Raw genomic sequence first — 12,500 nt, forward strand, 5'->3', positions numbered from 1 at the left:
GCCGCCGCACCCCCACCCCGCCCCACGGGCGCACGACGGGACGGTGGAGGCAGGCCCTAGACAGCCACCTCCGCCCCCGCCAACTCCCCCACCACGCACGCCACGTTGTCCGGCGCCCCCGCCTCGCGGGCCAGCCGGATCAGTTCCCGTACGGCCCGGTCGGGGTCGTCGGCCGCGGTCAGCACGTCCTGGATCGTCTCGGGCGGCACGACCGAGGTCAGGCCGTCGGTGCAGAGGAGATAGCGCTCCCCGGGCCGTGCCTCCAGCAGCTGCAGGTCGGGGGCGAACTCGGTGGCCCCGTCGAGCGACCGGAGCAGCAGGGCGCGCTGGGGGTGCGAGGAGGCCTCCTCGGGGGTGAGCCGGCCCTCGTCCACCAGCGACTGGACCACACTGTGGTCGTGGGTGATGCGGAAGAGGCCGGAGTCGCGCAGCACGTAGGCGCGTGAGTCCCCGAGGTGCAGCAGCGCCAGCTGTGAGCCGGAGCGCAGCAGTGCGGTCAGGGTGCTGCCGGTCGCCTCGTCGGCCGACGGCGCGGCGCGGTGGGCGCGCCGCGCCGCCTCCTCCAGGACGCCCAGCAGATCCGCCGAGGTCAGGTCCCGGTGCTCCAGGTCCTTGAGCGCCTCGATCGCGGCCGTCGCGGCGAGGTCGCCGCTCGGGCCATAGCCGTCGGCGACGGCCAGCAGTCGCGGTCCCGCGTAGGCGGCGTCCTGGTGGGCCGGGCGCACCAGGCCCTGATCGGTCAGGGCGGCGCAGCGCATCGTCAAAGGGGTGGCCGGTTCGGTCATGACGGTGTCCTTTCTGGACAGCTGGTCGACGAGGAAGGCGGCCAGGTCCCGGCGGGCGGCGGTGTCGGCCTCGACCTGCGCCCAGTACGCGGCGACCGCGGAGGCCGCCGCGTCCGGCGCCAGCTCGCACACCTCGCGGATGCGGGCCAGCGGCATACCGAGCCGGCGCAGCCAGGCCACCAGCCGGGCCCGCTCCAGCTGGGCCGGGGCGTAGAGGCGGTAGCCGCTCCGCGGGTCGACGCGCTCCGGGGTCAGCAGGCCGAGCTCGTCGTAGAGCCGCAGTGCCTTCGGCGAGAGCCGGGAGGCCCGTGCGAACGCCCCGATGGTCAGCAGCTCACCGCCGTCGCACGGCACCCCGCTCACGCCTGCGGTCACCCGTCGGTCCACCCGTCCGCCCTCCTCGTACCGGGCGCCTCGCCCGGTACGACCGATGCTGGGGCTTCCCCCAAGGACAAGGTCAAACGACTGCCTCCGCCCCGCCCCGGCCGGTGTGCCCGGTCGCCTCCGCCGGGTCCGGGCCCGCCGTGGCCAGCTGGTTGAGCGCGGCGGCGGTCAGTGCCTCGACGCCCATGGTGAGGGTGGGGCGGACCACCGGTACGAAGCGCGGCGAGTGGTTGGACGGGATGTCCTGGGCGAGCCGCCCGGCCGCCAGCGCCGTCCGGAACTCCTCGGGGTCCCAGCCGCCCAGCCACCAGTAGTACAGCGGTGCCCCGGCGGCGGTCGCCAGCAGTCCGGCGTCCTCGCTGCCGGTCGCCGGCTCGTAGGCGAACAGCCGCTGCTCGCCGAAGAGTCCGGTGAACTGCTCGTTGACCTGGTGCAGGGTGGCGGGGTCGTTGACGGTGACGGGGAAGGAGTCCAGGACCTCGGTCTCGGGGGCGCGGTCCGCACCGGAGGCGGCGGCCTCGGCCGTGGCGATGCGGTCGATGGCGGCCAGCACGGCCGTGCGCACCGTCTCGTCGAAGGTGCGGACGCTGAGCCGTACGACGGCCCGTTCGGGGATGACATTGGCGCCGTCCCCCGCGTGGAAGGAGCCGACGCTGACCACCGCGCGGTCCTTCGGCGCGACCTCCCGGGCCACCACCGACTGCACCCGCTGTACGAAGGCGGCCGCCATCAGGATCGGGTCGACGGTGGTCTCGGGCCGCGAGCCGTGGCCGCCGGTGCCGTGGAAGGTGATCTCCAGGCTGTCGGCGGCGGCCATACAGGGGCCGGGGCAGTACGCGATCAGCCCGGCACCGAAGGGGGCGACGTGCTGGGCCAGCACCACATCGGGCGTGGGGACCAGGCCCTTGCTGTAGAGGCCGGCGTCGAGCATGGCGCGGGCGCCGCTGCCGACCTCCTCGGCGGGCTGGAAGAGCACGACCAGGGTGCCGGACCAGTGGGCGCGGCCCGCCGCGAGCAGGTCGGCGGCGCCCAGCAGGCAGGTCACATGGACGTCGTGCCCGCAGGCGTGCATCCGGCCCGGGACGGTGGAGGCGTAGTCCAGGCCGGAGTTCTCGGTGACGGGCAGCGCGTCCATGTCGGCGCGCAGCAGGACCACGGGCCCCGGGCCGTTGCGCAGCACGCCGACGACGCCGGTTTCGGCGATGCCGGTGGTGACGTCGTAGCCGCAGCCGGTCAGCCGGCGGGCGACCTCGGCGGCGGTACGCGTCTCCTGGAAGCCGAGTTCGGGATGGCGGTGCAGGTCTTCGTAGAGGGCCACGAGGTCCGCGAGGCGCTCGGGGAGCGGGGTCAGGACGGCGGCGGGGCCGTCGCTGTGCTCGGCGTCATCGGTCGGGCGGGTCGTGCCTGTCGTGTCGCTGTCGCTCATACACGCATTCGACCATGAACCGCCACTCGGCACCGAGCGGCCGTCCCCCGCCCGTCCCGGAGCCGTCCCGTAGGGGCACGCCGCCCTGCCCTGGCCGGACTTCGCGGGTGCGGCCGCACCCGATCGTGACACCGGAGCCCGTGACTGCAACCGTGGATCACCCTGCCTGTGGACGGGACCAGCACGCCCAAGCCGACGACTGGAGGCCGACGTTGGCCACTTCCCCCAACCCCTCGACCGGCGAGCCCCGCGACCTCACGACGCATCTGTTGGACCAGGCCATGGGCCATCTCTTCTCCGCCGCTCTGCGCACGGCGGCGCACCACCGCATCGCCGACCAGCTCGCCGAGGGTCCGCGCACCGTCGAGCAGCTCGCCGCCGCCACCGGCACCCACGCCCCGCATCTGCGCCGCGTACTGCGCTATCTCGCCACCCGCGGCTTCTTCCGGGAGGACGCCGCCGGGGCCTACCACCTGACGCCGGCCGCCGGCCCCTTGCGCACCGGCACCCCCGACTCGATGCACCCGGCGGTCATGATGCTGACCGACGGCCTGTTCCTGCAGACCTCGGCCGCCATGCCGGAGGCCGTACGGCACAGCGGCGCGTCCTTCGAGCGGCTCTTCGGGGCGCCCCTCTTCGAGCAACTGTCGACGGACCCGGCCACCCGGCGGCTCTTCGACGACGGGATGTCCTCGCTGTCCGCCCCGGTCGACGAGGCGGTGGCGGGCGCGTACCCGTTCCCCGGGACCGGCACGGTCGTGGACGTCGGCGGCGGCCGCGGCGGGCTGCTGCGCGCCGTCCTGCGCCGCCACCCGCACCTGACCGGTGTGCTCTTCGACCAGGCGCCGCCGCTGGCCCACCACCTCCTGGAGGGCGACGAGTTGAAGGGCCGCTGGCACACCCGGGAGGGCGACTTCTTCGCCTCCGTACCGGAGGGCGGTGACATCTACGTCCTCAAGCAGGTCCTGCACGACTGGCCGGACGAGGCCTGCCTGCGCATCCTGCGCACCTGCCACCGGGCCATGGCGACGGGCCGCCGGCTGCTGGTCGTCGACGCCGTCCTGCCGCCGGGCAACGCGCCGCACTTCGGCAAGACCCTCGACATCGCCATGATGACGGTGCTCGACGGGCACGAGCGGACCACGGAGGAGTTCGCCGCCCTGCTGTCGGCCGGCGGGTTCCGGCTGACGCGGGTACTGCCCACCCCGGCCTTCCCCTCGATCGTGGAGGCCGTCGCCGAGTAGCCGCCGCACGACACGACACGCCGCGCCCCGCTCCCCTCATGGGCGGCCCCCTCCGCCCGCGCTGTACTGATGCCGGCCGCCTCGGCCGACGAGAGGAGCTGACGTGCCGGTCCTCATGCGTGCGCGCCGTCGCGACGAGGAGCACCGCACCGCCACCCCGCTGGAGCTCTTCTTCGACCTGTGCTTCGTCGTGGCGATCGCCGAGGCCGGGCGCCAGCTGGCGCATGCACTGGCCGAGGGGCAGCCGGGCCACGGCATCACCGGTTACCTGATGCTCTTCTTCGCCATCTGGTGGGCCTGGATGAACTTCAGCTGGTTCGCCTCCGCGTACGACACCGACGACCCGCTCTATCGCGTGGTGACCCTCGTCCAGATGGCGGGGGTGCTGGTCCTGGCCGCCGGTGTGCCGCGGGCCTTCACCCACAGCGACTTCACGGTCATCTGGTTCGGGTACCTGGTGATGCGGCTGGCGCTGGTCACCCAGTGGCTGCGGGCCGCACACGCCTGCCGGGGCGCCGAACGGCGCACCGCGCTGCGCTACGCCCTGGGGGTGACGGTGTGCCAGATCGGCTGGCTGGGCCTGCTCGCACTGCCCAAGGGGGACGTGCCCTGGGTGTTCGTGGTCGTGGGGCCGCTGGAGCTGGCCGTCCCCGCGCTGGCCGAACGGGAGCAGCAGACGACCTGGCATCCCCATCACATCGCCGAGCGCTACGGCCTGTTCACCATCATCGTGCTGGGCGAGACGATCGCGGCGGCCACCGTCGCCGTGCAGTCGGCGCTGGACGAGAACGACGAGCTGAGCGCCCTGCTGCCGATCGCGGGCGGCGGACTGCTGCTGGTCTTCGCCGCGTACTGGATCTACTTCGCGGTCCCCATCCACCTTCACCTGCGCTCGAACCGCCAGGCGTTCCTGTGGGGCTACGGCCACTACCCGGTGTTCGGTTCGGCGGCCGCGATCGGGGCGGGCATCGAGATCGCGGTGGAGGAGACCTTCGGCAAGGCGCATCTGTCGGCGTTCGCGGCGGCCGCCTGTGTCACGGTGCCGGCTGCCCTGTTCATGGCGACGGTGTGGCTGATCCACTCCCGGCACCAGAAACGCGGCCCGGCCCAGCAGCTGGTGCTGCCGGTGTCCTCGCTCCTGGTCCTGGTGTGCACCTTCGCCGGGCGCTGGGCGGTACTGGCGGCCGGCCTGGTGGCATGCGGCACGGTCGCGGTCGGCGTCGCCCTCACATCCCGTCAGGGAACCGCCCTGGTGGAGTAGGAGCGGCCGCCGCGTCACCCGTCTCGGCGATCGCCCGCGAGCCGATCTCGGAAAGTCGACCCGCACGGGCCACCCGGCACGCGCACGGGCCTGCCGCCGCTTCCCCCATAAGTGTGCCGAACGACCGTACAAACCTCCGCAACCGCCCTGATCCCGCATCAGATTCGGCCATCTTCCCGCCTCCGCCGAAGGAGGGGCCCCACCAGCGGAGCGCTCGGCTCCGCTGCCATCCCATACGCCGTCAATTACCCACCAATGGACCCCACTTCCCGCCACTTGGGGCCCTTGTTCCCCCCTGTTCACCAGGGCCAGCGGAGGCGCGCCGACTCTGACGCGGTAGGGTGCAGATTGCCCTTTTTATGACAGGGGCGCCCCTGGGGAAGAGCCGCAGGAACCCCCGGGGACCGACCGCCGTCCGTACCTGAGGAGACGCCCGCCATGGCCCGCCACGCTCAGTCCCGCGCGCGGACGAGACTGTCCCGGCGCAGCAAGGCCGTGGGCGGTCTCGCCCTCTCCACCCTGGTCGGCACCGCCCTGTGGGCGTGGCCGGCGTCGGGCGACGACCACAACAGCGCGACCGACGCCAAGAGCACCACGTCCTCGACGGCTTCCGGCCCGGACACGCCACGCGTCCCCGTGTCCGCCGCGAAATCGGCCCCGAACGCCGCACCGAATCCCCCGGCCGGTCGGCCCATTCCGGGCCTCAGCGACGCCGCCCGGAAGCGGATACCGGCCGACTCCCGACAGGTCCTGGTCGTCACGGGGAAGAACATGGACTCCTTCGAGTCCCGTGTGGTCCTCTACACCCGCGAGAAGGACTCCGACGACTGGGAGCCGGGCCCCACCTGGTCCGCGCACAACGCCGCCCACGGCTGGACCGACGACCACCGCTACGGCGATCTGCGCTCGCCCATCGGGGTCTACCCGCTCACCGACGCGGGCGGCCTGCTGGCCCCACCCGAGGGCACCAAGCTCCCCTACGACCGCAACGGCAGCTTCGTCGCCGACGGCACCGGCGTCGACGGCGAGCCGCTGGCCGGCGCCTTCGACTACGTCATCGCCATCAACTACAACCGCGAGCAGGGAACCTCCCCCCTGGACCAGCAGCGCCCGTGGGGCGCCGCCAAGGGCGGCGGCGTCTGGCTGCACGTCGACCACGACGGCCCCACCCAGGGCTGCATCAGCCTCAAGCCCAAGGTGATGCGGGAACTGCTGCGCACCCTCGACCCCGACCTGCACCCGGTCATCGTGATGGGACCGGCCGATTACTGAGCATCCGCCGCACCCCGCGGGGCCGCGGGACGCCCTGACCGACGTCCTCGGCCTCCGGGTCGGCCATGCCCGGCGGACCGACGACGGGTACCTGACCGGAACCACCGTCGTCCTCGCCCCCGAGGGCGGCGCGGTCGCTGCCGTCGACGTCCGCGGCGGCGGCCCCGGCACCCGGGAGACCGACGCGCTCGACCCGCGCAACCTCGTCCCGCGCGTCGAGGCGGTCGTGCTGACCGGCGGCAGTGCCTTCGGTCTTGACGCCGCGTCCGGTGTCGCCGCCTGGCTGGAGGAGCGGGGCCGCGGTTTCCGCGTCGGCCCCGATCCCGCCCAGGTCGTCCCCGTCGTGCCCGCCGCGGCCCTCTTCGACCTGGGGCGCGGCGGCGACTGGCGGGCCCGTCCGGACGCCGCACTGGGCCGGGCGGCGGCCGCGGCCGCGGCGGACACCGGGCCCGGCGCCCCGGTCGCCGAGGGCAACACGGGCGCCGGCACGGGCGCGGTGGCCGGCGGCCTCAAGGGCGGCATCGGCACCGCGAGCGCGGTCCTCCCCTCGGGCGTCACCGTCGCCGCGCTGGCCGCCGTCAACGCCGCGGGCTCCGTCCACGACCCGCGCACCGGCGCTCTCTACGGCCGGCTGTACGAGAGCCCGGCGGCCCTGCCCTCCCCCGAGGTGCACGCCGCCGCCGCGCGCCGGCTGGCCGAGGCCAGGGAGATATCCCGGGCCCGCTCGGCCGCGTCCGTGCGCCCGCCGCTGCACACCACCCTCGCCGTGGTCGCCACGGACGCCGCCCTCACCCGCCCCCAGGCCCACAAACTGGCCGGCACCGCCCACGACGGGCTGGCCCGCGCCGTCCGCCCCGTCCATCTCCTGTCCGACGGCGACACGGTCTTCGCGCTGTCCACCGCTGCCCGCCCGCTCGCTCCCGAAGCGGCCGCCGCCGAACCGGCCTTCGGTGTGCACGCCGAGGCCGGGGCCCTCAACGCGATCCTGTCCGCCGGCGCGGACGTCCTGACCCGCGCCGTGGTGCGGGCCGCCCTGGCGGCGGAGACGGTCGACGGCCCCGGCGGACTCTTCCTGTCGTACCGGGACCTCTACGGGACGGGCTGACCCGCACCCGGCCGTCGCCGCCCACACGGTCACACTCCCACCGCGCCCAGCACCGACCCCGCGGCGTACGTCACCCCCATCGCCACGACTCCGCCGCCCACGTTCCGCAGCACCGCCCGCCCCACCGGCGCGGCCCCCAGCCGGGCGCTGCTCCAGCCGCACAGCGCCAGCGCCGCCAGCACCGCGACCACCGTGATCCACAACCGCTGTGCGGCCGGCGGCAGCACGATCGCCAGCAGCGGCAACAGCGCCCCCACCGTGAACGCGAGGAAGCTCGCACCCGCCGCATGCCAGGGGTTGGTGAGCTCGTCGGGGTCGATGCCCAGCTCCACCTCCGCATGGGCGCGCAGCGCATCGTGCTCGGTGAGCTGCTCGGCGACCTCCCGGGCCAGCTGCTCGTCCAGGCCCTTCCCCGCCAACATCTCCGTCAGTTCGACGAGTTCGGCCTGCGGCTCGGTCGCCAGCTCCCGCTTCTCCTGGGCGAGCGCGGCCTTCTCCGAATCCCGCTGGGTGGAGACCGATACGTATTCGCCGGCCGCCATCGACATGGACCCGGCCAGCAGTCCGGCCAGCCCCGCCGTCAACAGGGCGCCGCGGGAGTCGGTGGCTCCGGCCACCCCGACGACGAGTCCGGCGGTGGAGACGATGCCGTCGTTGGCGCCGAGGACCGCGGCCCGCAGCCAGTTGAGCCGGCTGCCGAGTCCGCCGCCGTGCGCCTCGTCGTGCTCCGGTGTCTGCACAGTCACCGGCAGAGCGTCTCATCCGCACCGGGCGTGCCCTCGCCCGACGCCCCCGCCCCGTCCCGAATTGGCCGGTGGTAGAAACGGCTTATGTCCGCACCACCCCCCTCCCCGCCTCCTCAGCCGCCACCGCCCACGCTCGTCCAGCCGGCTCCCCGCAAGCCGGCACCGCGCCGCCGCCTGTGGTGGCACCAGCTGATATTCGGGCTCTGGTACCGGCCGGTGGAGGTGCTGGACGAGGCGCGGGACCGCAGCGCCTGGAGCGCGGCGGTGATGCTGTCGCTGCTCAGCGGTGGCATCGGGGTGCTGTCGGTGGACGCGTTCCACACCCAGTGGGCCGTCGACCACGCGGCGGCGCTGAAGCTCCTCGGGCTGGGCGAAGCGGGCGTGTTGGCGGCCAGTCTCGCGCTGGGCTCGGTCGCCCACGCCATCGCCCGGACGCTCGGCGGCATAGGCCGTTTCGCGCCCACGGCGAGCCTGTTCATCGTGCTCTTCTGGGTGACGGATCTGCCGCGGATGGCGATCGCGGCCTGGCTGCCGACCGATGCCACGTTCGTCCAGGCCGCGACCTGGACGACGTGGGGGTTCGGCTACGTCCTCGCCGTGCTGCTGATACGGGGTCAGCACCATCTGTCGACGGGGAAGTCGGCGGCGGCGGTGTCGGTGCAGATGCTGGCCGCACTGGCGCTGCTGAGACTGGGGCCGGTGCGCTGAGGCCCCCCGGCCCGGCCCCGTGCGTCGAGGCCGGGCTCCGTGCGGCAGGACCGGGTCCGGGGCGCGGGGCCCGGACCCTTGGCCGGTTATCCGGTCAACTCCGGCTGGTGAGCTGCCGTACGAGGCCCTCGAACGCGGCCCGCTCGGCGGCGCTCAGCTCCACGCACTCCGACGGCGGGCCGGCCGGCCCGGTCTGTCGCGGCACCGAGCCGAGCAGTCCCTGCCGGGCGGGCAGCCCCTCCGGGCCGGGTGCGGCGAACCGCCCTCGCGGCGCGTACCGTGCCCGCATTTCCCGCTGGTCGCGCCACATGGCCGTCTCGTACCGCCCCCGGCGCAGGAGTCTGGCCAGCCCGACGACCCAGACGATGGCCACAGCCAGCAGCACGCCGAGGCCGATCTGCTGCAGAATCGAAGCGGAGGGGAGCATGCGGTCCTCCCGGACGGATGAGGCGCTGGGGTAGAGCCAGTAGACACCACACCTCGGGCCTTCCGACAGGGGATCTTGGGACCTAAGTCCTGAAGTGACGCATCTCCTATGACATTTCGCTACATTCCCCTCACAGCGCGGTACGACGGCCGCCCAAGAGGCCGCCACGGCAGGGTGCGCTCCGCCGCGTTGGACACCCCGGAGGATTCCCCCGGCGAAGATCGTCGCGGACGATGACGGCACTTCGTCCGCGACGTGAGGAGCACGCACGTGCCGCAGCCGCACCGGTCGCAGCCCCGGCCGGCCACCGACGCCGACACCGGAGCCACCGCCAGAGGGACCGCCGGCGCCGAGCCCGCCGCCCCGCCCGGACAGGTGCCCGCCCGCGCCCTGGAGGGCCTCCTCGTCGCGGACTTCAGCCGGGTGCTGGCCGGCCCGCTGGCCGCCGCGACGCTCGCCGACCTCGGCGCCGAGGTGATCAAGGTGGAGCGGCCGGGCACCGGCGACGACACCCGCGCCTGGGGCCCGCCGTTCGCGGCCGACGGGACGGCCGCCTACTTCGACGCCGCGAACCGCTCCAAGCGCGGCCTGGCCCTGGACCTCGGCGATCCGGACGATGCGGCCGCGGCCCGCGAGCTGGCCCGCCGGGCCGACGTACTGATCGAGAACTTCCGCCCCGGCTCGCTTGCCCGCTACGGCCTGGACCACACCGCCACCCGCGCCGCCAACCCGGGCCTGGTGCACTGCACCATCACCGGTTTCGGGTCGGGCGCGGGCGCCGGACTGCCCGGCTACGACTTCGTGGTGCAGGCCGTCGGCGGGCTGATGAGCATCACCGGCGAGCCCGGCGGGACGCCGCTGAAGGCGGGTGTCGCCCTGGTGGACGTCCTGACCGCGAAGGACGCCGCCACCGGCATCCTCGCCGCCCTGCACCACCGCGGCCGCACCGGCCAGGGGCAGCTGGTGGAAGTGAATCTGCTCTCTTCTCTCCTGGGCTCGTTGGTGAACCAGGCCTCCGGTCATCTGGCCACCGGCCGCGACCCGGGCCCGATGGGCAACCGCCATCCGAGCATCGCCCCGTACGAGACGCTGGCCTGCCGGGACGGGCAGCTGCTCGCCGTGGCGGTCGGGAACGACCGTCAATTCCGGGCACTGGCACAGACCCTGGGCGCACCGGAGCTCGCCGACGACGTCCGGTTCGCCCGCAATCAGGACCGGGTGCAAAACCGAACAGACCTCATCAAAGCACTGGAAAACCGACTGTCCGCCGACACCCCTCGGGGGTGGACCGAACGGCTGACCGCGACCTCGGTGCCCTGCGGTCCGGTCAACAGCCTCTCGGAGGCCCTGGAGTTGGCGGAGCGGCTCGGCCTCGCCCCGGTGAGCCCCGTCGGAGAGGGCCGCATCCCCCAAGTCGCCAGCCCGCTCCGCCTTTCGGCCACGCCGGTGACCCAACCCTCGGCTCCACCCCGCCTGGACGAACACGGCACGCCACTGCGAACCTGGTTGTCGGGACCGGCCGACCAACCCCTCCCTTGACGAATGTGACCTTCATCACAACCGGGCCCGACCCGCAACCAAATCTGCCCGTAGGTGCTGTTTATCAGCACGGAATCACAACACCCTTGTATGGAGCAGCTCGTGACATCGCCGGACAACCCCGCGCCCGCTCGGTCCCGCACCCCGCACCAGCTGCTCCAGTCAGCCGAGCAGCCGGAGTCCGGAGCACCGCGTTCGCGCCGTCGGACGCGCCGCACGCTGGCCGTCACCGCCCTGCTCGCGGCGGGTGCGCTGGCCCTGTCCGCCTGTGGCGGGGACGCCTCGGCCGGCGGCAACGACGACGGCAAGAACGGTCAGGCCGGTGCGGATGCCGCGGCCAAGAAGGACGCCTCGGACGCCAAGATCACGGTCTCCTCGAAGGACGGCGCCACCAACGCGAGCATCAACGACACCGGTGTGAAGGTCACCGGTGGCAAGTTGACCGATGTGAAGCTCACCGAAGCGGACTCCGGCAAGGACGTCACCGGTGCCATATCGTCCGACGGCGCGTCCTGGAAGCCCGGCGCCCAGCTGGAGCGGGGCACCAAGTACAAGATCGTGGCGAATGCCAAGGACGCCAAGGGCCGGTCCGCCACCGAGAACACCACCTTCACCACGGTCTCCTCGGCCAACAGCTTCATCGGCTCCTACACGCCCGACGACGGCAAGACCGTCGGCGTCGGCATGCCGGTGTCCTTCAACTTCGACAAGGCGATCAGCAACAAGAAGGACGTCCAGTCCCACATCAAGGTGACGTCCAGCAGCGGCCAGCAGGTCGTCGGCCACTGGTTCGGCACCCAGCGCCTGGACTTCCGGCCCGAGGACTACTGGAAGGCCGGCTCCAAGATCACGATGAAGATCGACCTGGACGGCGTCAAGGGCGGCCAGGGCATCACCGGCGTGCAGTCCAAGACGGTGTCCTTCACCATCGGGCGCTCGCAGGTCTCCACCGTCGACATGAACACCCAGACCATGACGGTCAAGCGGGACGGCAAGACCTACAAGTCCATCCCGATCTCCGGCGGCAGCCCCGACCACCCGACCTACAACGGCCAGATGGTCATCTCGGAGAAGTTCGAGCAGACCCGGATGGACGGCTCGACGGTCGGCTTCGGCGGTGAGTACGACATCAAGGACGTCCCGCACGCCATGCGTCTGTCGTCGTCCGGCACCTTCCTCCACGGCAACTACTGGGGCAGCCCGTCGATCTTCGGCAACTCCGGCACCAGCCACGGCTGCGTCGGCCTGCGGGACAACAAGGGCGGCGGTGGCGACACCCCGGCCAAGTGGTTCTACAACGAGTCGCTGGTCGGCGACGTCGTCATCGTGAAGAACTCGCACGACAAGACGGTGCAGCCGGACAACGGCCTCAACGGCTGGAACCTGGCCTGGTCCGACTGGAAGGCCGGCAGCGCGGTCTGACGGACAGCGCCCGCGCAGCTTCGCGCGAAGGGCGGTGGCCGGTCCCCGAGGGGGCCGGCCACCGCCCTTTTCCGTCCGGGGAGTCCGGCGTGGCCGGTGGGCCGCCGCACGGAGCGGGCGGCCGCGGGCCCGGCGGCCGCGCGTACGCCGTGAAGCGGCCGCCGGATGCTCCGACGGCCGC

At 73.2% G+C, this 12,500-nt stretch carries 11 protein-coding genes; 7 read left to right on the top strand and 4 right to left on the bottom strand.

The window, feature by feature from the left end:
• Positions 1–56: 56 nt before the first annotated feature.
• Both Scani_RS32570 and Scani_RS32575 read right to left on the bottom strand, forming a co-directional pair.
• Positions 57–1,172 carry a MerR family transcriptional regulator gene (locus Scani_RS32570; protein WP_246296275.1) on the bottom strand — a complete coding sequence of 372 codons (1,116 nt, stop codon included), beginning with the start codon at positions 1,170–1,172 and terminating at the stop codon, positions 57–59.
• A gap of 70 nt (positions 1,173–1,242) precedes the next feature.
• Positions 1,243–2,595 carry an amidohydrolase gene (locus Scani_RS32575; RefSeq protein WP_246296277.1) on the bottom strand — a complete coding sequence of 451 codons (1,353 nt, stop codon included), beginning with the start codon at positions 2,593–2,595 and terminating at the stop codon, positions 1,243–1,245.
• A 212-nt stretch (positions 2,596–2,807) separates the two neighbouring features.
• On the opposite strand from Scani_RS32575, the gene Scani_RS32580 reads away from it, so the two are divergent.
• The 4 genes from Scani_RS32580 to Scani_RS32595 all read left to right on the top strand — a co-directional run bounded on the left by Scani_RS32580 (position 2,808) and on the right by Scani_RS32595 (position 7,477).
• On the top strand, positions 2,808–3,839 hold the full coding sequence (locus tag Scani_RS32580) for a methyltransferase (RefSeq protein WP_159481332.1): 1,032 nt from the start codon (positions 2,808–2,810) through the stop codon (positions 3,837–3,839).
• Between the two features lie 103 nt (positions 3,840–3,942).
• The gene (locus Scani_RS32585) at positions 3,943–5,100 is read left to right on the top strand and encodes a low temperature requirement protein A (RefSeq protein WP_159481333.1); all 1,158 of its coding nucleotides are present in this window, start codon (positions 3,943–3,945) and stop codon (positions 5,098–5,100) included.
• Positions 5,101–5,538: 438 nt separating this feature from the next.
• Complete coding sequence (locus tag Scani_RS32590) at positions 5,539–6,372, top strand: L,D-transpeptidase family protein (RefSeq protein WP_159481334.1); 834 nt, start codon at positions 5,539–5,541, stop codon at positions 6,370–6,372.
• Positions 6,365–7,477: a P1 family peptidase gene (locus tag Scani_RS32595; RefSeq protein ID WP_174872840.1), complete on the top strand. Its 1,113-nt coding sequence runs from the start codon at positions 6,365–6,367 to the stop codon at positions 7,475–7,477. The genes Scani_RS32590 and Scani_RS32595 overlap by 8 nt, the downstream gene beginning before the upstream one ends.
• A gap of 29 nt (positions 7,478–7,506) precedes the next feature.
• On the opposite strand, the gene Scani_RS32600 is transcribed toward Scani_RS32595, so the two are convergent.
• Positions 7,507–8,223 carry a VIT1/CCC1 transporter family protein gene (locus Scani_RS32600; protein ID WP_159481335.1) on the bottom strand — a complete coding sequence of 239 codons (717 nt, stop codon included), beginning with the start codon at positions 8,221–8,223 and terminating at the stop codon, positions 7,507–7,509.
• An 84-nt stretch (positions 8,224–8,307) separates the two neighbouring features.
• Here Scani_RS32600 and Scani_RS32605 point away from each other — a divergent pair, with 84 nt between their 5' ends.
• Entirely contained in the window at positions 8,308–8,931 is a 624-nt protein-coding gene (locus tag Scani_RS32605) for a hypothetical protein (RefSeq protein ID WP_246296279.1), read from the top strand.
• A gap of 94 nt (positions 8,932–9,025) precedes the next feature.
• Here the strand turns inward: Scani_RS32605 and Scani_RS32610 are convergent, their stop codons facing one another.
• Positions 9,026–9,358 (bottom strand): hypothetical protein, encoded by a 333-nt coding sequence (locus Scani_RS32610; protein ID WP_159481336.1) that lies wholly within the window; start codon positions 9,356–9,358, stop codon positions 9,026–9,028.
• A gap of 270 nt (positions 9,359–9,628) precedes the next feature.
• On the opposite strand from Scani_RS32610, the gene Scani_RS32615 reads away from it, so the two are divergent.
• Together Scani_RS32615 and Scani_RS32620 are read left to right on the top strand one after the other, a co-directional pair.
• The gene (locus Scani_RS32615) at positions 9,629–10,897 is read left to right on the top strand and encodes a CaiB/BaiF CoA transferase family protein (protein ID WP_159481337.1); all 1,269 of its coding nucleotides are present in this window, start codon (positions 9,629–9,631) and stop codon (positions 10,895–10,897) included.
• Positions 10,898–10,987: 90 nt separating this feature from the next.
• The gene (locus Scani_RS32620; protein ID WP_159481338.1) at positions 10,988–12,319 is read left to right on the top strand and encodes a L,D-transpeptidase; all 1,332 of its coding nucleotides are present in this window, start codon (positions 10,988–10,990) and stop codon (positions 12,317–12,319) included.
• The last annotated feature ends 181 nt before the right edge of the window (positions 12,320–12,500 follow it).

The sequence above is a fragment of the Streptomyces caniferus genome (assembly GCF_009811555.1).
Classification (GTDB): Bacteria; Actinomycetota; Actinomycetes; order Streptomycetales; family Streptomycetaceae; genus Streptomyces; species Streptomyces caniferus.